We start from the raw sequence: 25,327 nt of genomic DNA on the forward strand, positions 1-25,327 counted from the left end.
ATCATTCCTTTTCGAGGTGTCGCCAGCGGAAATCGGTACACTTCATCCACACTTGGAGCTTTTCGCGTTTGGAGAACGCTCGGGCTCTAACCTGCATGGAATTCGCAGGCGAACGGGTATGGCCTCTGACGAGCGGGACCATAAACTACCTTGGGTTCAAGTCAATCTTGATTTGGTCATCAAGATTAACATGCAATGCTACAATGGTGATCAAACATCGACATCTGTGACGAAAGCCGCTTTTTCGGTAATAAACTCGAAGCGCGCTTCGGGCTTGTTACCCATCAGACGATCAACGGTGTCGGTCGTTTCGCCGCGATCGGAAACGACGCGGACCTGGAGCAGTGTCCTGGATTTGGGATTCATCGTCGTTTCTTTCAAGTGGGCGTGAGGCATTTCACCAAGCCCCTTGAACCGGGTGACCTCGACCTTGCCGCGTCCCGTGAATTCTTCTTCCATAAGCTGCGTCTTATGAGCGTCATCCATGGCATAGGCGGTCTTGGCGCCCTGGGAAAGCCGGTAGAGCGGGGGCAGGGCGAGATAAAGATGGCCCTGCTCGATCAGCTTGGGCAATTCCTGGTAGAAGAACGTCATCAACAGCGAGGCAATATGGGCCCCGTCGACGTCGGCGTCGGTCATGATGATGATCTTGTCGTACCGCAAATCGTCTTCGCGATATTTGTCACGCGTGCCCACGCCCAGCGCCTGTAGCATATCGGCAATGAGCTGATTGGCCGCGAGCTTTTCGCGGCTGGCGCCTGCGACGTTGAGAATTTTGCCGCGCAGGGGCAGGACGGCTTGGCTGGCGCGGTCGCGTGCCTGTTTGGCGCTACCGCCTGCGCTGTCGCCTTCCACGATGAAAAGCTCGGCGCCCTGGGCGGCGGTTTGGCTGCAATCGGCCAGCTTGCCGGGTAGTCGGAGCTTACGCGTCGCTGATTTGCGGTCGATCTCCTTTTCCTTGCGCCGGCGCAGGCGGTCTTCAGCGCGCTCGATGGTCCATTCGAGGAGCTTGTTGGCCTGGTTGGGGGCGGCGGTGAGCCAGTGATCGAAAGCGTCGCGAATGGCGTTGTCGACGATGCGCGTGGCTTCGCCCGAGGCGAGTTTGTCCTTGGTCTGGCCGACGAATTCCGGCTCGCGGATGAAGACTGAAAGCATGGCGCCGCAATGGCCCAGGACATCCTCAGACGTGATCGCCGCCGCGCGCTTGTTGCCCACGAGCTCGGCATAGCTCTTCAAACCGCGCAGCAGCGCCGTGCGCAGGCCTGCTTCATGGGTGCCGCCGTCCGGCGTCGTCACCGTGTTGCAGTATGAGGAGGTGAAGCTGTCGCCGATATACCAGGAGATCGCCCATTCGACCGAGCCGTGGCTGCCAGGCTTGCCGAGCTTGCCGGAGAAAACATCGTCTACGATGCGGGTTTTGCCCTCGATGCGACGCTCGATGAAGTCGCGCAGGCCGCCGGGGAAATGGAAAACCGCCTTGGCTGGAACGTCATCGCTGGCCAGGGCTTCGTCGCAGGACCAGCGGATTTCCACGCCGCCGAAGAGATATGCCTTGGCGCGCGTCATCCGGAAAATCCGGTCGGGAATGAATTTGATGGATGTTCCGAAAATCTGAGGATCGGGATGGAATCTGATCGTCGTGCCACGGCGATTGTTGACGCGGCCGACATTTTCCAGCGGCGAGGTGGATTTGCCGCGCGAATAGGTTTGGCGATAAAGGGTCTGATCGAGCGCCACTTCGACAATGAGATCGTCGGTCAGCGCGTTGACGACCGAAACGCCGACGCCGTGCAGCCCGCCCGAGGTTTCATAGGCCTTGGAATCGAACTTGCCGCCCGCGTGCAGCGTGGTCATAATGACTTCCAGCGCCGAAAGATGCGGCATCTTGGGATGGCTGTCCACGGGGATGCCGCGTCCATTGTCCACAACGGTCAGATATCCGTCCGCGCCCAGATGAACTTCGATGCGGCTTGCGTGTCCCGCGATCGCCTCGTCCATCGAGTTGTCGATGACTTCGGCGAACAAATGATGCAGGGCGTTGACGTCGGTGCCACCGATATACATGCCCGGACGGCGGCGGACCGGCTCGAGCCCTTCGAGAACTTCGATATCGGCGGCCGAATAGGACCCCGAGGGCGCCGGCTCGCGAGCCGGAGCGGCGCGCTGCGGCTGGGCAGCGGGCGCTGGTGGGGTGTCGCCGAAAAGATCGTTGTTGTCGGTCATGGCCTCGAAACGTCGCGAAAAGCGAATCAGGGAGAAAACTTGGCCTATCATAAGGCAGTCGAACAGAACGGAGACACCATAGTTTCTGCGGCATTTCAACCGTTTTTGACGCGTCACAACGTTCAGTCTGGAGGCTGCCTTATTCTCATCTTGGCACATAGTGAGGGGCCGAAAATTCGGCGCGATTTACTTTCGGTTCGTCACTCATCAGGACTTTCTTAAGCCTGATGGGTTAGAAATTTCTCCATACGGTTCATGTGTTTGGAGTTGCCGTATGCGTGCGGAACCTGCCCGGAATGCTGCGTATCATGCGTCTGGCACAGCACGTGGAATGTTCAGGTGGGTGCAGGCCGGGTTGAAGAGTTCTGCGTACCGGCTTGCCCACCTTTCCCTCCCCAGGATGGTGCTTTTGCCCAGCCTTGCGGCGGTGTTTTTCCTCGCTTGATTTTCCACTGCCATTGCGCGCCCAAGCGGCGGGCGATAACTAATGGCCGGAGATGTTTCGAGGAGTTCGCGCGTGTCCGAGCCGCAGGCCAAGCCTATCCGTCCGCTGTATTTCGTTGCTTCTTACCCCCGTTCGGGCAGCAATTGGGTGCGGTCGGCGATTTTCCTGATGATCGCGCTGGCCCAGCCCAATCCGCCCAAGCGGATCGATATGCGCAATATCGACAACATCATTCCCCTCGATTCTCAAGGACGCTTCTATAAGGAAGTGACCGGCAAGGACGCACTGGCGCTGGGGGAAGAGGAAGTGGCCGAGGCCAGGCCCAAGGTGCACCAGTTGCTGGCCAGTTGGAACAAGGGTTTTCCCGTCGTCAAAACCCATGCGATCCGGGGGACTTTTCATGGTCATCCCACGTTCAATACCAAGGTTTCCGTGGGCGGGACCTATGTGGTGCGCAATCCGCTCGAGGTGGCGGCGGCGCTGGTGGATGCGACGGGATTGCAGCCTGTTCGGGTGATCGAGGCGATGATGACCAAGGACCGCAGGGTGCGGGCCAATCCGCATCTGGTTTCCGAGCCGCAGGGGTCGTGGAGCCAGAACGTTGCGAGCTGGACGGCGCAGCGCCAGCCGGAAGTTCATGTGATCCGTTTCGAAGATCTTCGGAAAAATTCGACCAAAGAACTCAAGGCATTGACATCTCATATGAAGATTCCGGTTCCGGAAAAGGGAATTGCCACGGCGGTCGGTTTACTGGCCGAAACGCACAAGGCGCGCGGGCTGGAAGCGGGACTGCGGGACTATCGCGAAACGCTCAAACCCGTTCATGCGCGGGCGATTATCGAGGCGCATGGGGTGCAGATGGATGCGCATGGATATCTGACGGATACGGTGCTGCAATACGCCGATATCGACCGCAGGGCGGCGTTGATACTGGCGCAGCGGCACGCGCCCCGGATTGCGAACTAGGGGTTGCCGAGGCGTCCGCTATCTTCAATATATAGGTCGTGTTTGGTGTTTAGCTAGAAGGGAGGGCTCCGTGTTCGGCATTTGGCAACACTGTCATGCGCGCGGGCCTGTTTGTGCCCTGCAACAGATGTTGCAGGGCTGATCCCGCCGGACATTTCGTATTCGTTTTTCCGTAAGGGTCTGCCCTGAGCGAATGGCCGCATCCGGCAAGAGGATGAGGCCCAGGCAGAATTCGGTGTGCCACGAGGCCGCCCATACCCTTCGAGATCGAAATGACGACAATCACCCTCAAATCGGCCGGCGTGACCGGCAAGACGCAACTGTTCAACGATATGACCCTGGCCATAGGCCCCGGCGACCGCGTCGGGCTGGTCGGCGGCAATGGAGCGGGCAAGACGACGCTGCTCCGATGCCTTACCGGCGAAGCCGAACTCACGGCGGGCGAAATCACGCTTTCACGCGGGACGCGGGTGGGAGAGGTGCCGCAGATTGTGCCCGAAAACCTGCTCGACCTCAGTCTTTTCGAGGCCGTGGCGAGCGGGCTCGAACCGGAAACGCTGGCGAGCGAGAGCTGGCGGGTGGATGTGGTGCTGGATTCGCTCTCGACGCCGGACGAATTGCGTGAACGTCCGGTGCGAGAGTTGAGTGGCGGATGGCAAAGGTTGATGGTGTTGATGCGGGCGTGGGTGAGCGATCCGGACGTTCTGGTGCTGGACGAGCCGACCAACCATCTCGACCTCGAAAAGATCGCATTGCTCGAAAGCTGGTTCGAGACCATTGGGACCGTGCCGGTGATCGTGGCGAGCCATGACCGGAGTTTTCTCGACGCGGTGACCAACCGGACGTTGTTTCTGCGGCCCGATGTGTCGCGCTATTTTCCTCTGCCTTATACGCGAGCGAGGGAAGCGCTGGCGGCGGAGGACGCGAGCGATGCGGCGAAGCGGGAACGCGACCTCAAGGAAGCGAGCCAGCTTCGGCAGCAATCGGCCAAGCTCAAGAATATCGGCATCAATTCGGGCAGCGACCTTTTGCAGAAAAAGCAAAAGCAATTGCGCGAGCGGGCCGAGAAAATCGAGGCGCAGGCCAAATCGCTGCACAAGGAACGCAGCGGGGACATTCGGCTCGCCAATCGTGGAACGCATGCCAAGGTGCTGGTGGCGATCGAGGATTTGACGGTTCAGACGCCGGATGGGCGAAAGCTGTTCGCGATCCCCAAGCTCCATATTTTCCAGGGCGACAGGATTGTGCTGCTCGGGCGGAACGGGACGGGGAAATCCACGCTGATCGAGATGCTGCGGCGGGTGTTGCTCGGCGGGCAGACGGTGGAGGGCATCAGGGCGACGCCAAGCCTGGTCACCGGCTATATGGACCAGGCGCTGGACTTCGTGCCGGAGCGGGAAACGCCGTTCGGCTATATTTCCGCACTGGGACAGGGGGACCAGAGGACGCGGGCGCTTTTGGCGGGGGCGGGGGTCGACCCGGACGCTCATGGAGTGCCGATCGCGCGGTTGTCGCAGGGGCAGAGGGCGCGGCTGGGGCTGCTGGCGTTGCGGTTGATCGAGCCCAATTTCTACCTTCTGGATGAGCCCACCAACCATGTGGATATCGCCGGGCAGGACGTGCTGGCTGGGGAAATCATCGAGCACGAGGCCAGTTGCGTGCTGGTATCGCACGACCGGGCGTTCGTGCGGGAGGTGGCCAACAGGTTTGTTGTGATCGAGAAGGGGCGGCTGGTGGAAGCGGAGGATGCGGAGGCGTTTTTCGCGGCGATGACGGTGGGGTGAGCCTAGAGGGTGTGGAGAGGCTGCTGCTGGATTCCGGGAATAAATCCCGGAATGACAGTGGGAGGGAAGCTCGACCTAGGGCGTTTCCGTTTCGACCGCGGCGATGATGTCGGCGAGGAGATCGTGGAGGCGGTCGCGGTAGCCGTTGCCGCCGGAAGGGTTGGTGGGGTCGGAGGTCATGACGACGGTGAGATCGAGGTCGGGAACGATGTAGAGCATCTGCCCGCCATAGCCCCAGGCGTAGCGGGTGTCGAAACCGCCGATATTGGCCAGGAACCAGCCATAGCCGTAGCCATGGCCGCCAAAGCGCGAGGTGGTGCGTTGCTCCCAGGATTGCTCGATCCAGGCTTGAGGGACGATGCGTTCGCCCTCGGCTGTGACGCCGCCGTTGCGGATCATTTCGCCGAAGGCCAGGAGCGAAAGAGGAGACATGGCCATCTCGTTGCCGCCCAGATAGATGCCCTGCGGATCGCGCTCCCAGGCGGAGATGGAAAAGCCCTCGATGGGGGCGAACCATTCGCGGGCCAGTGCCAGGGTGGATTGGCCGCCGACCTCGGTGAGAATGGCCGAGAGAAGGTGCGTGGAGCCGGTTGAATAGATCATGTCTCCGCCCGGCGCGTCGGTGAAGGGCTGGGCGAGGGCGGCGCGGACCCAATTGGGACTGGTGACCCAGGCGCCGTAATTGGCGCCCGAGGTGGCCCGCAGGCCAGCCTGCATCGACATGAGATGGCTCAGCGTCACCTCGTCAAGCTGGGGGGGCGGATCGTCGGGCAAATCGTCAGCGAGGAGGGTGGCGATCGGCTGGTCGGCGCTTTCGAGCAACCCTTGTTCGATGGCGATGCCGATCATCGTGGTGACGATGACCTTGGAGGCGGATTTGATGTTGGTGGGGGTGCTGGTGGAATAGTCGTCATAGCCTCGATCGGCGAGGATTTCGCCCACGTGGGCGACGACGATGGTGCGCAGCGATTCCAGTTCGTCGGCGGCGTCGAGCACTGTCGAAAGCGTATCATCGGCTTCCTGCGAAATGGCAGGGACGACCATGGCCAGAATGGCGACCAATGCCATTGCGGACGGAAGGCAGAGGTAAGAGTTGGTCGTCATGTGCAAGGCCCTGGCCGGAAGAGATCGGACATTTCGTTTGGCGGGCAAGATGGCTTTTTCTGGGGCCTTGGAGGCGATGGGTCGATCACGAAATGGCGAGCATAAAAAAGGCCCCCATTGGGGGCCTTTTCGCAGTTCCGGCCGGATCAGGCCGAATAGTACATTTCGTACTCAACGGGATGGGGGGTGTGCTCGAAGCGGATCACTTCTTCCATCTTGAGGGCGATGTAGGAGTCGATGAAATCATCGTCCATCACGCCGCCCGCCTTGAGGAAGTCGCGGTCCTTATCGAGGTTCTCGAGCGCTTCGCGCAGCGAGGCGGAAACGGTCGGGATATCGCGGAGTTCTTCCTTGGGAAGCTCGTAGAGATCCTTGTCCATCGGGTCGCCCGGGTGGATCTTGTTCTTGATGCCGTCCAGCCCCGCCATCAGGAGCGCCGTGAAGGCGAGATAGGGGTTGGCGAGGGGATCGGGGAAACGCACTTCCACGCGCTTGGACTTGGGGCTCTGGCCGAAGGGGATGCGGCACGAAGCCGAACGGTTGCGGGCCGAATAGGCCAGCAGCACGGGAGCTTCAAAGCCCGGCACCAGACGCTTGTAGGAGTTGGTGGTGGGGTTGGTGAAGGCGTTGATGGCCTTGGCGTGCTTGATGACGCCGCCGATGTAGAAAAGGCAGCTTTCCGAAAGGCCCGCATATTCGTCGCCGGCAAAGAGCGGCTTGCCGTCGCGCCAGATCGACATGTGGCAGTGCATGCCGGAGCCGTTGTCGCCATAAACCGGCTTGGGCATGAAGGTTGCCGTCTTGCCATAGGACTGGGCGACCTGCTGCACGCCGTATTTGTAAAGCAGGACCTGATCGGCCGACTGGATCATCGGGGCGAACTTGATGCCGAGCTCGTGCTGGGCCGAAGCCACTTCGTGGTGGTGCTTTTCGACAGTGACACCCATCGCGGCAAGCGCTTCGAGCATTTCGCCACGGATATCCTGGGCGCTATCGACGGGGGGAACCGGGAAATAGCCCTTCTTGAGCGGGATATGGTGGCCTGTGTTGCCGCCCTCGTAATCGGCGTTGGAATTGGTGCCAAGCTCGGAGGCGTCGACCGAAAAGCCCACATTGTAGGTCGAGGTCGAATACTTCACGTCGTCGAAGAGGAAGAATTCAGGCTCGGGACCGAAAACCACCGAGTCACCGACGCCGGAGGTCGCGACATAGGCTTCGGCCTTCTTGGCGATCGAGCGCGGGTCGCGGTTGTAGGGCTGGTAGGTGGCGGGCTCGAGAATATCGCAGTTCACGCACAGGGTCGGGGCCGAGAAGAACGGATCGACATAGGCGGAATCGGCATCGGGCATGAGCACCATGTCGGATTCGTTGATCGCCTTCCAGCCGGCGATGGAGGAACCGTCGAACATGACGCCTTCCTCGAACATGTCGGCATCGACGATCGTCGCGTCCATGGTGACGTGCTGAAGCTTGCCGCGCAGGTCGGTGAAACGAAGGTCGACATATTTGATGCCTTCGTCCTTGATTTTTTTCATCAGGTCGGTTGCTGAGCTCATTTATAGATCCCCAGTTTGAAGTTTGTTGTTGTGGCGCGACGGTCCGGGAGGAGGGTTCGCGCGCCTGATTTTGGTTGGCCGAAAGCTAGAGAGCTTCGTCTCCGCTTTCGCCCGTACGGATGCGAATGGCCTGTTCGACGGTCGAGACGAAAATCTTGCCGTCGCCGATACGGCCCGTCTGGGCAGCGTTGCGGATGGCCTCGATGGCCTTGTCGGCGAGCTGGTCGGGCACGACGACTTCGACTTTCACCTTGGGCAGGAAGTCCACGACATATTCCGCGCCGCGATAAAGCTCGGTATGCCCTTTTTGCCGGCCGAACCCCTTGGCTTCGGTGACCGTGATGCCTTGAAGCCCCACTTCCTGCAGAGCTTCCTTGACCTCATCGAGCTTGAACGGTTTGACGATGGCCTCGATCTTTTTCATTTCCACGTCTCCTCATGGTTCGGGACCGGTTGGCCCGTTGAATGCATGGCGTGTGCCAAGTGTGTTGGCGGACAATACTTATAAATAATTACAGTAGGTTACTGGCGATATCGCTTAGGAAACATCAATTCGTTATGCGGTTCAATGGCTAGAAAATGGGCATATTGCATCGATTTTATGCAGATATCGACCGGCTCGCACGAGGCCTGTGACTACATAAGCGGCAGATTTTGCGGGGCAAACGAGATGGTCTCGCTTCAATGAGGCTTTGACTGGAAGGGGAAGTTGGGCTAGGACGCGTGCCAACTCGGCGCCCGGCGTACGAGATCGCGCGGGTGTGGCGGAACTGGCAGACGCACTGGATTTAGGTTCCAGCGCCGCAAGGCGTGGAGGTTCGACTCCTCTCACCCGCACCACCATCGCCGGCCCAACCTGAATAGCTAAGACGGGATCGAACTGAAATGAACGTGACTGAGACTCTGAACGAAGGGCTTCGCCGCAAGCTCGATGTGACCATTCCGGCGACGGTGCTCGCATCCAAGCTCGACGAAAAGCTCGACGAGGTTCGGGGCAAGGTGCAGCTCAAGGGTTTCCGGCCGGGTAAGGTGCCGACCGCACACCTCAAGAAGGTCTATGGCCGCTCGCTGATGAGCGAAGTGCTGCAGGATTCGATCAACGACACCGTCAACAAGACGCTCGAGGAACGCTCGGAAAAGGCAGCGAGCCAGCCCGAGATCGATCTTTCCGAGGATCAGGCGGTGATCAACCGCGTTCTGGACGGCGACGGCGATCTCCAGTTCTCGGTGAGCTATGAAGTGCTGCCGCCGGTGTCGCTGATGGATTTCTCGACCATCAAGATCGAGCGCCCTGTCGTTGAAGTCGCCGACACGGAAATCGACGAGGAAGTCGAGAAGTTCTTCAAGCAGAATCGCGGCTATGAGGACAAGGGCGACGAAGGCGTCGTCGCGGACGGCGACCGCGTGGGCGTGTCGTTCGTCGGCAAGATCGACGGCGAACCCTTCGAGGGCGGGTCGGCCGACCATACCCATCTGGTGGTAGGTTCGGGCCAGTTCATCCCTGGTTTCGAGGAAGCGCTGATCGGCATCAAGAAGGGCGAGGAAAAGACCATCAAGGTTACCTTCCCCAAGGATTATCAGAACGAAGAGCTGGCCGGAAAGAAGGCCGAGTTCGACGTGACGATGCTCCATGTGGACGGGCCCAAGGCCGATGTGGAACTCAACGACGAGTTCGCCAAGACGCTCGGCCTGGAAGACCTCGCAGCGCTCAAGAAGGCGATCGGCGATCAGGTCGAAGCCCAGAACAGCAATCTTTCCCAGCAGCGCGTGAAGCGCCTGGTGCTCGACGCGCTCGATGAAGGCCACAAGTTCGACGTGCCCGAAAAGCTGGTCGAAGCCGAGTTCAACGCCATCTGGAACCGCGTCAAGCACGAGGTCGAGCATCACGGCAAGACCTTCGAATCCGAAGGAACGACCGAGGAGAAGGCGCGCGAGGACTACCAGAAGATCGCCGAGCGCCGCGTGCGCCTGGGGCTGGTCGTCGCCGAGATCGGCAATGTCAACGAAGTTACGGTTTCGGACGAAGAGCATCAGCAGGCGCTGATCGCCGAAGTTCGCCGCTTCCCGGGGCAGGAGCAGCAGGTTTACGACTATTACCGCAAGAGCCCCAACGCTCTTGCCAGCCTGCGTGCGCCGATCTTCGAGAACAAGGTCATCGATTTCGTGGTGGAAAAGGCCGATATCACCGACAAGCCGATCGCTCGCGAAGAGCTGGTCAAGCTGGTTCGCGAGGGCGAGGACAGCTTCGATATCGACAACGATCACGAGCACTAAGAGCTTTAGCTTTTTAGCGACGGGATTTGAAAGGGGCCGAAAGGCCCCTTTTGTTTTGCGCGGGGAAGACCCGGCGATCACGGCCACGTTATCGACACACACATAATTTCAAACGGATTCCGCAACGCTTGCGGCCCCCGCGTCGTTTACGGGGTCCGCATCAATGTTCGGAGTCTCGCGTGCAGGACCTGCTTACTCCCCGACAAATGGCCCTGGCCGACAAGCTGGCTGTCGAAAGCGGCGTCGCTTCGATGACGCTTATGGAGAATGCGGGGCAAGCCGTTGCCTATGAGGTCAGCCAGCGGTTTCCGCTGCAGCCGGTTCTGGTGCTCTGCGGGCCGGGAAACAATGGCGGGGACGGGTTCGTGGTGGCACGGCTGCTTTCCGAACGCGGCTGGCCGGTGCGGCTGGGGCTGACCTGCGCCAAGACCGATCTTGTGGGCGATGCGGCGATGATGGCGCGCATGTGGGGCGGCAATATCGAAAAAGCGCAGCCGGAGATGTGCGCGGATTTCGGCATCATCGTCGATGCCTTGCTCGGCGCGGGTCTGTCGCGTGATGTCGGCGAGGAGATGGGCGAACTGGTTTCGGCGATCAACGCGAGTGGGGCGCAGGTGATCGCCGTGGACATTCCGACGGGGGTGGACGGCGAGAGTGGCGTCATACGCGGCAGCGCGGTCAAGGCAAACCTGACGGTGACGTTCTTCCGGCACAAGCCAGGGCATCTGTTGGAGCCGGGCGCGGGGCTGTGCGGCGAGGTGTTGCTGGCCGATATCGGTATTCCCGATGCGGTGCTTTCGGAAATCGAAGCCGATCTTTTCGAGAACGACCCGCGCCTGTGGAGGCTGCCGGTACGGCAATCGGCGGGGCACAAATTCGATGCGGGCCATTGCGTCGTGGTTTCGGGCGACGCGCTGCACACCGGCGCGGCCCGGCTCTCGGCGCTTGGCGCGGCGCGGGTCGGCGCGGGACTGGTGACGCTGGCCGGGCAGCGCGAGGCGCTGATGGTGCATGCGGCGCATGTGACCGCGATCATGCTGGCCGAGGTGGAGAGCGCCGGCGGGCTGGCAGAGCTTTTGGAGGATCGGCGCAAAAACGCGCTGGTCATGGGGCCGGGGATGGGCGTGGGGGAGGCGACGCGCGACATGGTGCTGACGGCGCTCGGTGGTTCGGCAAGGGTGGTGCTCGATGCCGATGCGCTGACGAGCTTCGAAGGCGAGCCGGAGGCGCTGTTTGCGGCGATCGGGAAGCGCGAGGCGGCGTCGGTGGTGCTGACGCCCCATATGGGCGAGTTCAAACGGCTGTTCGGGGAAATCGAGGGCGCCAAGACGGATATGGCGGTCGAGGCGGCGCGGCGATCGGGGGGAGTGGTTCTGCTCAAAGGCTCGGATACGGTGATCGCGCATCCGGATGGCCGGGCGGTGATCAATACGACCGGTACGCCGCTGCTGGCGACAGCGGGGGCGGGCGATGTGCTGGCGGGGCTGATCGGAGGATTGCTGGCGCAGGGGATGGATGCGCATGAGGCTGCATGCGCGGGCGCTTATATTCATGGGCGCGCGGCGATGGCGTATGGGATGCGGGGGATGACGGCGGAAGATCTGCCGGGGCTGGTGCCGCAGGTGCTGGACGATATTGAGCCGTATTAGGGATGGGTTATTTTAGCGGGGCTTTATGGGGGAGACGTGGCGCGGGAGCGCTGGGTGGGTCCTCGGGTCGAGCCCGAGGACGACGAGGGGCGGCCTCAGGCTCGGGCGAGATCGAGTTCGGCTTGTTTGCGCTTGAGGAAGGGGTCGTTGAGGAAAGTGCCGAAGGGGAAGAAGGACGCGATCGTCGTTCGGGTCCATTCGAGCGGGGTGAAGCCCTTGCCCCAGAGGGCGGCGATCATGGCGACGATGTAGGCGATGAAGGCCCAGCCGTGGATCATGCCTACGGGCGGAACGAGGCCGGGGGTATCGAACCAGTATTTGAGGGGCATGGCGACGAGGAAAAGCGCCAGTGTGGTGACGCCTTCGATGAGGGCGATATATCTGAAAGTCTTGAACATTGAGCCGCTGACCATATCATTTGCTGTATCGAACAGCACTTTCGAGGCTGGAACCGGGCGTGTCAGCGTGACCGGTTGCCGCGCACCGCCTCTTGCCCGATGCGATTTTTTCTTTAGGGAAGGGCGGGACCATTCAGGAGAATATCCATCGTGAGCGACATTACTGTCTCCCAGGCGATCGAGGCCATCTACGCCTCGATCAAGAACGATAACGAAGAACTCGATGCCCATGTCGCGACGCTCAAGGCGGCCATGGCCCGCGAAGGGGTGAAGGAAGCCGTGTTCGAGACCGCCAAGCTCGCCCAGCCCAACCGGTCGGGACGCAAGCTCATGCAATCGTATTTCCGCAAGAAGGGCGTGGCGATCAGCTTCGCGTGAGGCGGCCGGCGGCGTTAAGCATGCGCCATAATTGAGCCATGGTGAGACTTGCTATTGAAGTCGAACACCGCCAAGCCTATCTGACTTTTACCAGCCCTTAAGCAGCGTTCGCCTGCAATCTGGCGACATGCCGATTCTTTCCCCGGGGGAGTTACCCAGTATGCGAGATCCCGTCGATCTTTACATGAACACGCTCGTGCCGATGGTGGTGGAGCAGTCCAATCGCGGCGAGCGCGCCTTTGACATTTACTCGCGCCTTCTGCGCGAACGCATCATTTTCGTGACTGGCGTGGTCGAGGACAACATGGCCTCGGTGATCATTGCCCAGTTGCTGTTCCTTGAATCGGAAAACCCGAAAAAGGAAATCGCCATGTACATCAACTCGCCCGGCGGCGTGGTGACGGCGGGCCTGGGAATCTACGATACCATGCAGTTCATCCGTCCCAAGGTGCAGACGCTGTGCCTGGGGCAGGCGGCTTCGATGGGATCGCTGCTGCTGACGGCGGGTGAAAAGGACATGCGCGGCTGCCTGCCCAATGCTCGGGTGATGGTGCATCAGCCTTCGGGCGGCTACCAGGGCCAGGTGACCGACATCATGATTCACGCTCGCGAGGCGGAGAATCTGAAGCGCCGGCTCAATGAAATCTATGTGAAGCACACCGGGCTGGAGTATCAGCAGGTGGAAGACCTTCTCGAGCGCGACAAGTTCCTGTCGCCCGAAGAAGCCAAGGAACTCGGGCTCATCGACCACGTTCACGAAAAGCGGTCGCTGCCCGATACCGGAGCATAAGCCGCCGGTTATGCACAGGATCATTCCCCGTTTCGGTGAAACGCCGAATGATCTAGTTTCGAGTTGGAGCGTTTTCATTATGCCGGAAACGCTCCGAGGTACGGACGCCCAAGAATGCGCCCGTGCCGATTGCGCCCCGGCTTATCGATCTTTATGGTCGGAGTGACAATTTGTTCATGCGTCGTCGGCTAGCCTTATAGACCGGCGAAACCGATGCCCAAGCGTTTGCAACGCTTCTGGAGTTGCTAGATGTCCAAGGAAAATTCGAGCGGAGAATCCTCAAAGAACACGCTGTATTGCTCGTTCTGCGGGAAATCCCAACACGAAGTCCGCAAGCTGATCGCTGGACCCACCGTATTCATCTGCGATGAATGCGTGGAACTTTGCATGGACATCATCCGCGAGGAATCGAAAACCTCGATGGTCAAGTCCTCTGATGGCGTGCCGAGCCCGGCCGACATCTGCAAAGTGCTCGACGATTACGTGATCGGTCAGCGCCGCGCCAAGCGGGTGCTGTCGGTGGCGGTTCACAACCATTACAAGCGCCTGCACCATGCGACCAAGAACCAGGATGTGGAGCTTTCCAAGTCCAACATCCTCCTGATCGGTCCCACGGGCTGCGGCAAGACGCTGCTGGCCCAGACGCTGGCCCGCATTCTCGATGTGCCCTTCACCATGGCCGACGCCACGACGCTGACCGAAGCCGGTTATGTCGGTGAAGATGTCGAGAACATCATTTTGAAGCTTTTGCAGGCTGCCGACTACAATGTCGACAAGGCGCAGCGCGGCATCGTCTATATCGACGAAGTCGACAAGATTTCGCGCAAGTCGGATAACCCTTCGATAACCCGCGACGTGTCGGGCGAGGGCGTGCAGCAGGCTCTGCTCAAGATCATGGAAGGCACCGTGGCTTCCGTGCCGCCCCAGGGCGGGCGCAAGCATCCGCAGCAGGAATTCCTGCAGGTGGATACGACCAATATACTGTTCATCTGCGGCGGCGCGTTCGCCGGGCTGGAAAAGGTCATCTCGGCGCGCGGCGAAGGGTCTTCGATCGGCTTTACGGCCGCCGTCAAGGACCCGCAGGACCGCCGCGTGGGCGATGTCCTGGCCGAGGTCGAGCCTGAAGATATGGTCCGGTTCGGGCTGATCCCGGAGTTCATCGGCCGTCTGCCGGTGATCGCGACGCTCGAGGATCTGGACGAGGATGCGCTGGTGCAGATCCTCTCCGAGCCCAAGAACGCGCTGGTGCGCCAGTATCAGCGTCTGTTCGAGATGGAAGACGTGGAACTGACCTTCCACGAGGATGCGCTCAAGGCCATCGCGCGGCAGGCCATTGCCCGCAAGACCGGCGCGCGCGGGTTGCGTTCGATCCTCGAAGCCATCCTGCTCGACACCATGTACGACCTGCCTTCGCTCGAAGGGGTCGAGGAAGTGGTGATCAGCCAGGAAGTGGTGGAGAACAAGGACGTTCGCCCGCTTTACATCTACGCCGAGCGTGCCAAGGAAGACATGAAATCGGGCGCCTGATGGCCGCCTGACCATTGCCTGATCGAGAGCCCGGATCGAAAGATCCGGGCTTTTTCGTTTCGGCGGGCAAATTTCGGTGGGAAGTGTTTGCCCGGTGAACAAAGCGGACTATGGTCCTCGGAAAGGTCAGGCGCCGACGAAGAGAGGGACGCATGAAGCTCGGGAAATACGCACTCGCCGCAGGCGTGATACTGGCAGGTGTGGGGGGCGCGATGGCCCAGCCGCAAACAAAGCTGGTGCAGCGGCTGGACAAGGCGATGATACAGGCGATCTGGTGCAGCGCGCTGTTCTTCGAGGAATCCTATTACCACGATACCGAGAGCGACGAGGCCTACCACTATGAGGATCTCGCGTTCGACCTTGGCGCGGAGATCGACACGCTGCTGCTCGACGAGCACGGCATGCAACAGGCCGAGGTGGATGAAATCTGGTCGATTTTCGATTCGGCGGCTTACGATCTCGCCGAAGCCGACGATACGGGCTTTCTGACCCAGGTGGAGATCTGCGAGAGCAATTACGACGATCTGCTCTAAGAGGCCTTACTCAAGGGGAGATGGGGGCGCTGGAGCGGAAGTTCCGCCCGGCGGCGCGCTTCATGGCGGCCTGCGTCCAGCGCATGGCGCCCTTTCAGGCCTTGAAACGAGGAAATCGGCTGCGTCGAACTTGTGAACGCGCGCCATTGCCCTATCTTAATGAACGAAGAGTCGTTTCGGGTGGCTGATCCTTAACAGGTGAGGTGCAAACTGGAGCGCAAGACACTACAAATTGCCGGGCATTCCCTCCCAATCCGGCAATTGCGAAAGGATAGTCCATGTCCGACACCAAACCCTCTGCAGTGCCGTTCGACCGCGAAAAGGTTTATCCCGTCCTGCCGCTGCGCGACATCGTGGTGTTTCCCTCGATGATCGTGCCGCTTTTCGTGGGACGCGAGAAATCCGTGCGCGCGCTCGAAGAGGTGATGCGCGAGGACAAGCATATTCTGGTGGTGACCCAGAAGAATGCGCAGGAAGACGACCCCGAGCCCGATGGCATTTATGAGATCGGGACGATCGCGTCGGTCCTGCAACTGCTCAAGCTGCCCGACGGCACCGTTAAAGTGCTGGTCGAGGGGCTGCATCGCGCTAAAATCGAGAACTACGTCCAGACCGAGAATTATTTCGAGGCGCAGGCTGAAGTTCTGGCCGTCGAGGGCCATGATGCCGTCGAGGCCGAAGCGCTGGCGCGCTCGGCGGTGACCGAGTTCGAAAACTACGTCAAGCTCAACAAGAAGATCTCGTCCGAGGTCGTGGCCGCGGTGACGCAGATCGACGAGCACTCAAAGCTCGCCGATACGATCGCCAGCCATCTGGCCGTCAAGATCCAGGATAAGCAGGATATTCTTGCGACGCCTTCGGTGACCGAGCGGCTGGAACGCGTGCTGGGGCTGATGGAAGGCGAGATCGGCGTGCTGCAGGTCGAGCGGCGTATCCGCAGCCGGGTCAAGCGCCAGATGGAAAAGACCCAGCGCGAATACTACCTCAACGAGCAGATGAAGGCGATCCAGCGCGAGCTGGGCGATGGCGAGGACGGCACCAACGAGCTTCAGGAGCTCGAGGAGCGCATCGCCAAAACAAAGCTCTCCAAGGAAGCGCGGCAGAAGGCCGACGCCGAGATGAAAAAGCTCAAGCAGATGAGCCCCATGTCGGCCGAAGCGACCGTCGTGCGCAATTATCTCGACTGGATGCTCAACCTGCCCTGGGGCAAGAAGAGCAAGGTCAAGCGCGATCTGAAATATGCCGAGGACGTGCTCGAATCCGATCACTACGGACTCGACAAGGTCAAGGAACGGATCATCGAGTATCTTGCGGTCCAGAGCAGGACCGGCAAGCTCAAGGGCCCAATTTTGTGCCTCGTCGGCCCTCCGGGTGTGGGCAAGACCTCGCTGGCGCGTTCGATCGCCAAGGCTACGGGACGTGAGTATGTCCGTATGTCGCTGGGCGGCGTGCGAGACGAAGCGGAAATCCGTGGCCACCGGCGGACCTATATCGGGTCGATGCCCGGCAAGGTGATCCAGTCGCTCAAGAAGGCAGGCAAGGCCAATCCGCTGTTCCTGCTCGACGAGATCGACAAGATGGGCCAGGACTTCCGGGGCGATCCGTCTTCGGCGATGCTCGAAGTGCTCGATCCCGAGCAGAACTCGACGTTCAACGACCATTATCTGGAAGTCGATTTCGACCTTTCGGACGTGATGTTCGTGACGACGGCGAATACGCTCAACATCCCCGGACCTTTGCTGGACCGCATGGAGATCATCCGGCTGTCGGGTTATACCGATGAGGAGAAGTGGGAGATTTCCCGCCGCCACCTCATTCCCGAGACGCTCAAAGAACACGGCCTGCGCGCCGAGGAATTCGAGTTGCCCGATGAGAGCCTGATGCTTCTGACGCGGCGTTACACCCGCGAGGCCGGCGTGCGTAATCTCAAGCGTGAGATTGCCAATCTGATGCGCAAGGCCGTCAAGGAAATCCTCCTGACCGGCAAGAAGAAGATCGTCGTGACGCCCGAAGTGGTCGAGGAATATCTCGGCGCGCCGCGGTTCCGTTACGGAGAGATCGACGCAGAGCCGCAGGTTGGAGTGGTGACCGGGCTGGCCTGGACTTCGGTTGGCGGCGAGTTGCTGACCATCGAAGGCATCATGAGCCCGGGCAAGGGCAAGATGACGGTGACGGGCAACCTCAAGGACGTGATGAAGGAGTCGATTTCGGCTGCCGCCACTTACGTCCGGGCAAGGGCCCTCGACTACGGTATCAAGCCGCCCCTGTTCGAGAAGCGCGACATCCACGTGCACGTGCCGGAAGGCGCGACGCCCAAGGATGGACCTTCGGCGGGTATCGGCATGGCCACCGCCATCGTTTCGGTGATGACGGGCATTCCGGTTCGCCACGACGTCGCCATGACCGGCGAAATCACGCTGCGGGGCAGGGTGCTGCCGATCGGCGGGCTGAAAGAGAAGCTGCTGGCGGCTCTGCGGGGTGGCATCAAGAAGGTGCTGATCCCCGAAGAGAACGTGCGCGACCTCAAGGAAGTGCCGAACAACGTCAAGGAAGGCCTCGAAATCGTTCCGGTGAGCCGGATGGGCGAAGTGCTCGAGCATGCGCTCGTGGAAATGCCCCAGGCGATCGAGTGGACTTTCGACGACGACGCCAAGCCGGTGCCGGCCGCCGAAGGGGAAGATGCGGGAGCGGCGCTGCCGCACTGAACCTCGTTCCATCGATAAATCCAAGGCGGCGCCTCCCTCGCGGGGGCGCCGTTTCTTTTGGCCCGAGCCTTTAGCGCGGGAGCGGGCAAAAGGTTCGCGTTGGGAAGTTGAGGTGATTCGCAGTCGAGGTGGGCCTTGCCGCGCCTACGGGGTTAACTTTGACGCGAGGGGCTTGCCACAATTGATCCATCGTGCGTTTTTTGGGGTGTTTTGCACGCCAAAACCGCCTGAATCCCGCAGTTTTCCTTGCTTTTGCCCTGGAATCGTAAAAGGGTGATGCCGCTTCCGCTCGTCCTTCGACGGATGGGCATATCATTGTGAGGAAACGCTATGAACAAGAACGATCTGAGCGCGGCTGTCGCCGAGAAGGCTGATCTCACCAAGGCCCAGGCGGCAGCGGCAGTGGATGCTGTTTTCGATGCCATCACCTCGGCGCTCAAGGGCGGCGACGAAGTGCGTCTGGTCGGCTTCGGCACTTTCGCTGCCAGCCAGCGCAAGGCCACCAAGGGCCGCAACCCGGCAACGGGTGCAGAAATCGACATTCCTGCCTCGACCCAGCCCAAGTTCAAGGCTGGCAAGGGCCTCAAGGACGCTCTGAACGCTTAAGTTCCAGTATAGCGATCTTGGAAGACCCCGGCTCGGAATCGACCGGGGTCTTGTCATTTTGTCCCTGGGAATGGTCGGCGGTCTTTGGAGCATTTCCGCGCTTCTTCGAAGCGCTTCAATTGCTCAGGTTGTTGTTCTATCGCGTTTCCGAACCGCAAAAGTGGTATCCACTTTTACTGGAAACGCTCTATTGACGCGAACAGGGATTGCGCCTAATCAGGCGCGGCATTTGCTGCCGGAAACCTTCCGCAGCCGACCCGCGAAACCCATGCGGGCAAGGGCGATTAGCTCAGTTGGTAGAGCGCCTCGTTTACACCGAGGATGTCGGCAGTTCGAGTCTGTCATCGCCCACCATTTCCTCTCTCGGAACCCTTGACGTTCAGCTATGCGGGCATGATCCAGATCGTTCCCGAGCGGGGATTGCGCGTCAATGTGGCGTCGATCCGAAAAACGTGGGACAGGTTCGCGGACGTCAGGACATTGTCGGGCCGGTCGCAAGCGACGAGCTGGCCGTGGTGAAGTAGGCACAGCCGGTCGCAGAACATGGCGGCGAGGTTGAGGTCATGCAAGGCGGCTATCACCGTGATGCCCAGGTTGCGGACGAAACGGAGCAGGTTGATCTGGTGGTGGATGTCGAGGTGATTGGTCGGTTCGTCCAGCACCAGCACGGCGGGCTGCTGCACCAGGGCGCGGGCCACCAGCACGCGCTGGCGCTCGCCGCCAGATAGGGTGCGGAACAGGCGTTCGCGCAGTGGTTGAAGCTGGAGCAGGTCCAGAGCGGCTTCGATTAGCTGATGGTCATGGTCGGTGTCGGCTTCGAGCAGGCGCTTGTGGGCCGAGCGGCCCATGGCGATCACGTCGCGCACGGTGAGGGGGAAATCGGCGGGCATGTCCTGCAGGACCGCGCCGACATGGCGGGCCGTCCATTGCGCGGATTGCTGCCACACGTCCTTGCCGTTGACCAGGACGCGGCCGCCCGTTGGGCGGTTCGTGCGGTAGATGGTGCGCAGGAGGGAGGATTTGCCGGCGCCATTAGGGCCGAGCAGGCCGATCATTTCCCCCGGCGCGACGTCGAGGGAGACGGACTGGACGAGCGACTTGCCGTTGACGGCAAAGCTCACGCCGTCGAGGGTCAGGGTTCCGGGGTCGATGACGCTCATATCGTTTCGCGGACCTTGGCGTCGCGGCGCAGCAGCCAGATGAAGAAGGGCCCGCCGACCAGGGCGGTGATGATGCCGACGGGCAGTTCGAGCGGGGAGATCACTGCGCGGGCCACGAGATCTGCCGCGATGGCGAAACTGGCACCGACCAGTGCGACCGCAGGAAGGGCGCGGCGGTGATCGGCGCCAACCAGAAAGCGGACGATGTGGGGCACGATCAGGCCGATGAAGCCGATGACGCCGGAGACGGCCACCATAACCCCGGTGAGGGCGGCGGTGAGGACGAACATGGTCTGGCGGAAGCGGTGCACGTCGAGGCCCAGTGCGGTCGCGCTTTCATCGCCGGCCATCAAGAGGTTGAGGCGCCGGGCCTGGATCAGCATTGTGCCAAGGCCCAGCACCAGTGCGGCAATGGGCAGGGGGAGCAGTTTCCATTGCGCGGCGGCAAAGCCGCCCAGCGTCCAGAACAGGACGCGCGATGCCAGTTGCGGATCGGGAGAGGTGAGAACCAGAAGGCTGGTGAGGGCGCTGAGGACAGCGCTCATCGCAATGCCGGCGAGGACGAGACGGGTGGGCGTCATCTGTCCGCCGGTTCGGGCGACCCAGAAGACGATGATAAGGGTGATGAGAGCGCCCGCGAAAGCAGAGATATAGAGCGCGAACGCGCCAAGGCCGATCAGGCCCCAGCGCATGACGACGACGGCGCCGGTGGCGGCGCCCGAGGAGACGCCAAGGATGCTGGGGCCGGCAAGCGGGTTGCGGACGATTGCCTGAATGGTCATCCCGGTTGCCGCGAGCGTGGCCCCGACCGCGCCGGCCAGAATGACGCGGGGGATGCGGGTTTCGATGATGATCGTCTCATAGACGTCGCGCCAGGTGACGGGGACCAATTCAAAGCCGAAGAGCCAATTGATGAGAATGCCCAGCGCTGTGGGCGCGGGGACGGAAACCGAACCGAACATCAGGCCCAGCACGGCAAGAATGGCCAGTGCAATGGCCAGAAGCCCCATGGCCAGTCCATAGGGGAGCGACGCCACCCGCTCGGTTTCGGGTGGCGCGTTGACCGCAAGAGAGCCGGCGCCCGAGGTGTCGGGCGTGGATCGCAACATGGCAAGGAGCCGGGACTGCTCCTCGCTGTCGATGGTGTCCGGCTTGCGGTCGAGCATGGGCTGCTTACTCGCCAAAGAGGTCCGGATGGAACGCTCTCGCCATGGTTTCGACGGCATCGATGGTGCTCGGGCCGGGCTGTCCGACGACCGAATCGATGAGGATGAAGTGGTCGTTGACCACGGCGGGCACGTCGGCGATGGCGGGGGTGGCCTTGAGGGTGTCGATACGGGCCTGGCCGAGCTCGGTATCGGGATCTTCAACGATCTGGCCGCTGGCCGTGCCGGAATAGAAGACCACGATATAGTCGGGTTCGCGCTCGGCGATCTGTTCCCAGCTCACCTGACCATAGCGGTTTGCGATATCGGCGAAGATGTTCTCGCCGCCCGCTGCCTCGACGGCTTGCGAGAGCAGCGTGTTGCCCAGAACGGCATTGGGTGTGGTGTCGCCGCCATTGAAGATGAAGACCGAAATGGGGTCGGTGCCTTCAAGGTCCTGTGCCACGGCGTCGAGGCGCGCGGACAACTCCCCGATCAGCGCTTCGCCGCGATCGGCGACGCCGAAGATGGATGCGACGGAGCGGATTTCCTCGAACAGTTCGGGAAAGCCGAACGGGCCGAGATTGCAGCCCTCGGTATTGAGGCGCGTCTGCATGCCAAGATCGTGCAACTGATCGCGGGTGTGGCGGGATTCGCTGAATCCGTCGGGGTAGCCGGCATAAACGAAATCGGCTTCGACCTCGATCAGTTCCTCGGTGGTGGCAACGAGGGGCGAGATGATCGGCACGCCGGCGTAGGCTTCGGCATAGGCGGGGCTGATCTCGAGGTTGGCCATGTAGGACGTGCCGGCCATCCGCTCTTCAAGCCCCAGTGCAAGCATCAGTTCGGTGGCGTTGTTGGAGAGCGTCACGGCCCGTTCGGGTGCCGCCTCATAGGTCGTGGAGACGCCGCAGTTCTCGTCGGTGTAGGGGAAGCCGGTGTCTTGGGCGGCAACCGGAACTGCGACCAGCAGGGCGAGCGTAAGCGCGCTTGCCTGGGCCAGCGGATGGCGGAGAGTATCGATCATGAAACGACCTCGATGGGTGGGGTTGTGAGAGAGGGAAGGGCCTGAAGCGCGCCGAGCGCTTCGCGGCCGAAAAGAGTGGCCATGGCATCGGCCTCCGGCTCGGGGACCTCGCCATTGCAATTGAAGATCAGGCGGATGCTGTCGATGCCGGTTTGCTGGCGGAGAGCCTCGAGCTGTTCGACGCAATCGTCGGGGCTGCCGGCGATCATCTGGTGGCTAAGAAAGACATCGCGGTCGATCGGCTTGATGGTGTCGAGAGGGCGGTTTTGGGCGATGGCGTAGCGCCTGCGGCGGTCGTAGAGCCGAGGCAGCAACGCATCGACGGCATTAAGGGCGGCGGCGCGCGAGGGCGCTATCGTCACATAGCGCGAGATGGAGAAATCGGCGGGGTAGCGCCCAGAGCGGTTGCCGGTCAATTCGTCATAGATTGCGAGCTGCCGGGCTTCGGGCGGTTCGAGGCTGAGGAGGAGGGGCAAGCCGTGATCTATCGAAAAGCCGATTGTTTCGGCGGTCGAACCGGCGGCGTAGACGGGCACGGTCTGGCCGGGAGGCAGAAGAGGACCAACGGCAAATGAGGAGCTTGGCCAAACGCTTTGTGCGGGGATCAGGGTCGGCTGGGTCCAGGCCGATGTCATGAGAGCGAAGGACTGCACGAAACGCTCACGGGTGCTGTCGGCCGATATGCCCAGAGCTTCAAGCGTTGTCGGATGCGTGCCGCGCCCGATGCCGAGATCGAACCGTCCGCCGCTCTGCCAATGGAGCTGGGCGATCTGCTCGGCCAGGAGCAGGGGGTGGTAGAGCGGAAGGACGACGATCGAGGTGCCGACGCGGATGCGTTCGGTCCGCGCGAAGATTGCGGCGGCTAGAAGTAGGGTGGACGGGTAGGGATCGGGCGGCTGCTGGAAATGGAATTCGTTGAACCAGATGCCATCATAGCCCAGAGCGTCCATTCTGGCGCAAAAATCCAGAACGGCACGGTGGTCGAGGGTTTTGGTGCCGCGTGTGAAGCCGGCGATATCAATTCTCAAGGATGGATGCTCCCCATGCCCGGCTGAACCCACGAGATGGCGTCAAACGGCGGCAGGAGGCCGCGCCGCAGAGCGCCGAGTCCGATTCTAGCGTTTAATGGAAAGATGGCGCCTGCACATTCCCGCTTTCCGGAAACGGGATGCAAGGATGCGGTGAAAAGCACACGGGAGCGGCGCGGTCATGATCTATCCCCTGCCGGAACACCTCGTCCGGCTTCATGGTATCGTGCTTGGGCAGGTCTCCTGGCTCGCGGCTCTGGCGCGTTCGCTGCCTTCCCGGACAAAGCCAGTGGCATGATTGCGAAACGCTCGCCGCTTACAGTTGCGAGGGCAGCCACGGTTTTGGCCCCTGATGGGTAATCCGCACCGTGTTCCCTTTTAATCCGCGCGCAATGGCGGAACCGAAGCGCAATGTTTCTTGCACAACGGTTCCCGCCAGACAAGATGCTCTATGGGTTCTGCTACCTCAATTGACGCAGAAGGGTTCGCGTTCGAGGCTGAGGCCGCCGCCCCAGGGGTTCCAGCGATTGACCAAGCGCCATTCGATCCTTTCGCAATCGCCGTTCCCATCCGAGGCCGCCTCGTCTTCCGAGCCGGGTTGAGGCTTTTGCTCGGGTTCTGGCTGGGGCACGGGCCGCGGACGTTCGACATCGAGCGAAAAGATCGCCGTGAAGTCTCGCTCCTCGGCGGGGGCGGCGTCGGTGGGGAACCTGCGGAAGGTGAGGGCGCCACCCTGGGCGTCGAATTGCCCGGTCCAGATCAGTTCGAACCCGCCATCGAGGGAAATAGAGAGGAGTTTCCCCTCCGGGTCGAGCTGGACCATGCCTTCGGGTGAGAGCGAACGCCAGATGCCATCGGCTTGTTCGGTGAGTATCACGGACACTTCGAAGCCGTTTTCCTCGTCTATCTCGCCCGTGGTGGTGAATTGCACGGTGCCATCGGCCAACCGGGAAAAGATCACCTCGGCGCTGCCCCAGTCGCGAAAAATGCTCGATCCGCCATCGACGGGGAACAAGTCGACGGAGAGACTTCCCGTATAGGCTTCATCGAGCGTGGCCGGAAAAGAAGTTTCCTGGGCGACAAGAGGGGCTGCCCACGGGATCGTTGCGGCGGCCAATATGACGCTTGCGCGTAATGAAATACTCATTCGCTCCTCCTCCTCCTTCCGGCCTTACTGCTTCATGCTTCAACGATTAGGACGTTTCGAGCCGGGCGAACCTTGGGCGATAGTTGCCGAAAAATGCAGCGTGGTCACCAATGGAGGTGATCAGTCATTCGAGGGGTTTTTCTGCCGGAGGGCCTTGATGGCGCCGCGATGGGTTTTGGTATCCATGCGCCGCCGCTTGGAGGCCAGCGTCGGCTTTGTGGGACGGCGCTTGCGGGGGACGATGGTGGCCGAACGGATCAGCTCGGCCAGACGGGACAGCGCGTCAGCGCGATTGAGCGGCTGGGTGCGGTGACGGTCGGCGGTGATGACGATAACGCCTTCACGCGTGGCGCGGGCGCCGGCCTTGTCGATGAGACGGGTCTTCACTGGCTCTGGAAGAGACGCCGAGGCCGGAACGTCGAACCGAAGCTGCACCGCCGTTGCGACCTTGTTGACGTTCTGGCCGCCGGGACCGGAACTGCGCACGAAACTCAATTCGATTTCGGAAAGGGGAATCGCAAGGTTTGGCGTGATTTCGAGCTGTTCGGGCATCTCGCTTGCGGTCAGTCGAGCTTGACGGCGGTGCCATAGGCGAGGATTTCCGCCGCGCCTTGCGAGATGGTCGATGTTGAGAAGCGCATTGCGATGATCGCATCGGCACCCATGGCCTGGGCGCTGGCCACCATCCGGTCGTAGGCCTGCTCGCGGGCCTCGGCCAGGAGCTTGGTGTATTCGGGGACCTCTCCGCCCACGATGTTACGCAGGCCGGCAATGATGTCGGTGCCGACGTGGCGAGCGCGGATGGTATTGCCGCGCGCGATTCCCAGGGTTTCGCCAATGGTGTGGCCGGCAAGGGTTTCGGCGGTGGTGACGATCATCGAG

The 25,327-nt window shown here is 61.3% G+C and carries 22 protein-coding genes, 2 tRNA genes and 1 riboswitch; of the genes, 12 read left to right on the top strand and 12 right to left on the bottom strand.

From position 1 onward, the window contains the following. Nucleotides 1–210: 210 nt before the first annotated feature. Nucleotides 211–2,223: a DNA topoisomerase IV subunit B gene (parE, locus tag V4T21_RS05315; protein WP_332714129.1), complete on the bottom strand. Its 2,013-nt coding sequence runs from the start codon at nucleotides 2,221–2,223 to the stop codon at nucleotides 211–213. Nucleotides 2,224–2,740: 517 nt separating this feature from the next. On the opposite strand from parE, the gene V4T21_RS05320 reads away from it, so the two are divergent. Further along, entirely contained in the window at nucleotides 2,741–3,634 is an 894-nt protein-coding gene (locus V4T21_RS05320; protein ID WP_332714132.1) for a sulfotransferase domain-containing protein, read from the top strand. Nucleotides 3,635–3,906: 272 nt separating this feature from the next. Continuing rightward, nucleotides 3,907–5,418, top strand: coding sequence for an ABC-F family ATP-binding cassette domain-containing protein (locus V4T21_RS05325; RefSeq protein ID WP_332714135.1), 1,512 nt, complete (start codon nucleotides 3,907–3,909; stop codon nucleotides 5,416–5,418). A gap of 75 nt (nucleotides 5,419–5,493) precedes the next feature. On the opposite strand, the gene V4T21_RS05330 is transcribed toward V4T21_RS05325, so the two are convergent. The 3 genes from V4T21_RS05330 to V4T21_RS05340 all read right to left on the bottom strand — a co-directional run bounded on the left by V4T21_RS05330 (nucleotide 5,494) and on the right by V4T21_RS05340 (nucleotide 8,502). Then, nucleotides 5,494–6,522 (bottom strand): serine hydrolase domain-containing protein, encoded by a 1,029-nt coding sequence (locus V4T21_RS05330; protein WP_332714139.1) that lies wholly within the window; start codon nucleotides 6,520–6,522, stop codon nucleotides 5,494–5,496. Nucleotides 6,523–6,668: 146 nt separating this feature from the next. Next, nucleotides 6,669–8,078, bottom strand: coding sequence for a type I glutamate--ammonia ligase (gene glnA / locus V4T21_RS05335; RefSeq protein WP_332714142.1), 1,410 nt, complete (start codon nucleotides 8,076–8,078; stop codon nucleotides 6,669–6,671). A gap of 85 nt (nucleotides 8,079–8,163) precedes the next feature. Next, complete coding sequence (locus tag V4T21_RS05340) at nucleotides 8,164–8,502, bottom strand: P-II family nitrogen regulator (protein ID WP_014130680.1); 339 nt, start codon at nucleotides 8,500–8,502, stop codon at nucleotides 8,164–8,166. A gap of 331 nt (nucleotides 8,503–8,833) precedes the next feature. On the opposite strand from V4T21_RS05340, the gene V4T21_RS05345 reads away from it, so the two are divergent. From V4T21_RS05345 to V4T21_RS05355, 3 genes are all read left to right on the top strand, one after another. Beyond that, nucleotides 8,834–8,918: transfer RNA gene (locus V4T21_RS05345), tRNA-Leu, on the top strand. 45 nt (nucleotides 8,919–8,963) lie between these two features. Beyond that, on the top strand, nucleotides 8,964–10,352 hold the full coding sequence (gene tig, locus V4T21_RS05350) for a trigger factor (RefSeq protein ID WP_332714161.1): 1,389 nt from the start codon (nucleotides 8,964–8,966) through the stop codon (nucleotides 10,350–10,352). 179 nt (nucleotides 10,353–10,531) lie between these two features. Then, nucleotides 10,532–12,001, top strand: coding sequence for an NAD(P)H-hydrate dehydratase (locus tag V4T21_RS05355; protein ID WP_332714164.1), 1,470 nt, complete (start codon nucleotides 10,532–10,534; stop codon nucleotides 11,999–12,001). Nucleotides 12,002–12,096: 95 nt separating this feature from the next. Here V4T21_RS05355 and V4T21_RS05360 read toward each other — a convergent pair whose 3' ends face one another. Then, the gene (locus tag V4T21_RS05360) at nucleotides 12,097–12,399 is read right to left on the bottom strand and encodes a DUF3817 domain-containing protein (protein WP_332714167.1); all 303 of its coding nucleotides are present in this window, start codon (nucleotides 12,397–12,399) and stop codon (nucleotides 12,097–12,099) included. A 150-nt stretch (nucleotides 12,400–12,549) separates the two neighbouring features. Here V4T21_RS05360 and V4T21_RS05365 point away from each other — a divergent pair, with 150 nt between their 5' ends. From V4T21_RS05365 to V4T21_RS05395, 7 genes are all read left to right on the top strand, one after another. Further along, complete coding sequence (locus V4T21_RS05365; protein ID WP_332714170.1) at nucleotides 12,550–12,777, top strand: hypothetical protein; 228 nt, start codon at nucleotides 12,550–12,552, stop codon at nucleotides 12,775–12,777. A gap of 160 nt (nucleotides 12,778–12,937) precedes the next feature. Beyond that, entirely contained in the window at nucleotides 12,938–13,567 is a 630-nt protein-coding gene (locus tag V4T21_RS05370) for an ATP-dependent Clp protease proteolytic subunit (RefSeq protein WP_332714173.1), read from the top strand. Between the two features lie 249 nt (nucleotides 13,568–13,816). Next, complete coding sequence (gene clpX / locus V4T21_RS05375) at nucleotides 13,817–15,094, top strand: ATP-dependent Clp protease ATP-binding subunit ClpX (RefSeq protein ID WP_332714176.1); 1,278 nt, start codon at nucleotides 13,817–13,819, stop codon at nucleotides 15,092–15,094. A gap of 152 nt (nucleotides 15,095–15,246) precedes the next feature. Next, on the top strand, nucleotides 15,247–15,627 hold the full coding sequence (locus V4T21_RS05380) for a hypothetical protein (RefSeq protein ID WP_332714179.1): 381 nt from the start codon (nucleotides 15,247–15,249) through the stop codon (nucleotides 15,625–15,627). A gap of 278 nt (nucleotides 15,628–15,905) precedes the next feature. Then, nucleotides 15,906–18,332, top strand: coding sequence for an endopeptidase La (lon, locus tag V4T21_RS05385; RefSeq protein ID WP_332714182.1), 2,427 nt, complete (start codon nucleotides 15,906–15,908; stop codon nucleotides 18,330–18,332). Nucleotides 18,333–18,662: 330 nt separating this feature from the next. Beyond that, nucleotides 18,663–18,938: an HU family DNA-binding protein gene (locus tag V4T21_RS05390; protein WP_332714185.1), complete on the top strand. Its 276-nt coding sequence runs from the start codon at nucleotides 18,663–18,665 to the stop codon at nucleotides 18,936–18,938. A 278-nt stretch (nucleotides 18,939–19,216) separates the two neighbouring features. Beyond that, a tRNA-Val gene (locus tag V4T21_RS05395) sits at nucleotides 19,217–19,292 on the top strand. Nucleotides 19,293–19,321: 29 nt separating this feature from the next. Here the strand turns inward: V4T21_RS05395 and V4T21_RS05400 are convergent. The 7 genes from V4T21_RS05400 to V4T21_RS05430 form a co-directional block, all read right to left on the bottom strand. Further along, the gene (locus tag V4T21_RS05400; protein WP_332714188.1) at nucleotides 19,322–20,098 is read right to left on the bottom strand and encodes an ABC transporter ATP-binding protein; all 777 of its coding nucleotides are present in this window, start codon (nucleotides 20,096–20,098) and stop codon (nucleotides 19,322–19,324) included. Continuing rightward, nucleotides 20,095–21,264, bottom strand: coding sequence for a FecCD family ABC transporter permease (locus tag V4T21_RS05405; protein ID WP_332714191.1), 1,170 nt, complete (start codon nucleotides 21,262–21,264; stop codon nucleotides 20,095–20,097). The genes V4T21_RS05400 and V4T21_RS05405 overlap by 4 nt, the downstream gene beginning before the upstream one ends. 7 nt (nucleotides 21,265–21,271) lie before the next feature. Then, nucleotides 21,272–22,270, bottom strand: coding sequence for an ABC transporter substrate-binding protein (locus V4T21_RS05410; RefSeq protein ID WP_332714194.1), 999 nt, complete (start codon nucleotides 22,268–22,270; stop codon nucleotides 21,272–21,274). Further along, nucleotides 22,267–23,298 (bottom strand): LLM class flavin-dependent oxidoreductase, encoded by a 1,032-nt coding sequence (locus tag V4T21_RS05415; protein WP_332714197.1) that lies wholly within the window; start codon nucleotides 23,296–23,298, stop codon nucleotides 22,267–22,269. Before V4T21_RS05415 ends, V4T21_RS05410 begins: the two co-directional genes overlap by 4 nt. A gap of 216 nt (nucleotides 23,299–23,514) precedes the next feature. Beyond that, a riboswitch (cobalamin riboswitch) is annotated at nucleotides 23,515–23,719 on the bottom strand. A gap of 45 nt (nucleotides 23,720–23,764) precedes the next feature. Continuing rightward, nucleotides 23,765–24,445 carry a hypothetical protein gene (locus tag V4T21_RS05420; protein ID WP_332714200.1) on the bottom strand — a complete coding sequence of 227 codons (681 nt, stop codon included), beginning with the start codon at nucleotides 24,443–24,445 and terminating at the stop codon, nucleotides 23,765–23,767. A 120-nt stretch (nucleotides 24,446–24,565) separates the two neighbouring features. Further along, complete coding sequence (arfB, locus tag V4T21_RS05425) at nucleotides 24,566–24,997, bottom strand: alternative ribosome rescue aminoacyl-tRNA hydrolase ArfB (RefSeq protein ID WP_332714202.1); 432 nt, start codon at nucleotides 24,995–24,997, stop codon at nucleotides 24,566–24,568. An 11-nt stretch (nucleotides 24,998–25,008) separates the two neighbouring features. Beyond that, nucleotides 25,009–25,323, bottom strand: coding sequence for a YbjQ family protein (locus tag V4T21_RS05430; RefSeq protein ID WP_332714205.1), 315 nt, complete (start codon nucleotides 25,321–25,323; stop codon nucleotides 25,009–25,011). Nucleotides 25,324–25,327 lie beyond the last annotated feature (4 nt).

It is taken from the genome of Pelagibacterium mangrovi, assembly GCF_036662815.1.
Lineage (GTDB): Bacteria > Pseudomonadota > Alphaproteobacteria > Rhizobiales > Devosiaceae > Pelagibacterium > Pelagibacterium mangrovi.

Bases quoted from the DNA above. Each gene is read 5' to 3' on its own strand.
- V4T21_RS05430 (WP_332714205.1), bottom strand. From the start codon at position 25,323: ATGATCGTCACCACCGCCGAAACCCTTGCCGGCCACACCATTGGCGAA.
- V4T21_RS05410 (WP_332714194.1), bottom strand. From the start codon at position 22,270: ATGATCGATACTCTCCGCCATCCGCTGGCCCAGGCAAGCGCGCTTACG.
- V4T21_RS05360 (WP_332714167.1), bottom strand. From the start codon at position 12,399: ATGTTCAAGACTTTCAGATATATCGCCCTCATCGAAGGCGTCACCACA.
- tig (WP_332714161.1), top strand. From the start codon at position 8,964: ATGAACGTGACTGAGACTCTGAACGAAGGGCTTCGCCGCAAGCTCGAT.
- V4T21_RS05340 (WP_014130680.1), bottom strand. From the start codon at position 8,502: ATGAAAAAGATCGAGGCCATCGTCAAACCGTTCAAGCTCGATGAGGTC.
- V4T21_RS05380 (WP_332714179.1), top strand. From the start codon at position 15,247: ATGAAGCTCGGGAAATACGCACTCGCCGCAGGCGTGATACTGGCAGGT.
- V4T21_RS05325 (WP_332714135.1), top strand. From the start codon at position 3,907: ATGACGACAATCACCCTCAAATCGGCCGGCGTGACCGGCAAGACGCAA.
- V4T21_RS05420 (WP_332714200.1), bottom strand. From the start codon at position 24,445: ATGAGTATTTCATTACGCGCAAGCGTCATATTGGCCGCCGCAACGATC.
- arfB (WP_332714202.1), bottom strand. From the start codon at position 24,997: ATGCCCGAACAGCTCGAAATCACGCCAAACCTTGCGATTCCCCTTTCC.
- V4T21_RS05330 (WP_332714139.1), bottom strand. From the start codon at position 6,522: ATGACGACCAACTCTTACCTCTGCCTTCCGTCCGCAATGGCATTGGTC.
- V4T21_RS05370 (WP_332714173.1), top strand. From the start codon at position 12,938: ATGCGAGATCCCGTCGATCTTTACATGAACACGCTCGTGCCGATGGTG.
- clpX (WP_332714176.1), top strand. From the start codon at position 13,817: ATGTCCAAGGAAAATTCGAGCGGAGAATCCTCAAAGAACACGCTGTAT.
- V4T21_RS05400 (WP_332714188.1), bottom strand. From the start codon at position 20,098: ATGAGCGTCATCGACCCCGGAACCCTGACCCTCGACGGCGTGAGCTTT.
- V4T21_RS05405 (WP_332714191.1), bottom strand. From the start codon at position 21,264: ATGCTCGACCGCAAGCCGGACACCATCGACAGCGAGGAGCAGTCCCGG.
- glnA (WP_332714142.1), bottom strand. From the start codon at position 8,078: ATGAGCTCAGCAACCGACCTGATGAAAAAAATCAAGGACGAAGGCATC.
- lon (WP_332714182.1), top strand. From the start codon at position 15,906: ATGTCCGACACCAAACCCTCTGCAGTGCCGTTCGACCGCGAAAAGGTT.
- V4T21_RS05390 (WP_332714185.1), top strand. From the start codon at position 18,663: ATGAACAAGAACGATCTGAGCGCGGCTGTCGCCGAGAAGGCTGATCTC.
- parE (WP_332714129.1), bottom strand. From the start codon at position 2,223: ATGACCGACAACAACGATCTTTTCGGCGACACCCCACCAGCGCCCGCT.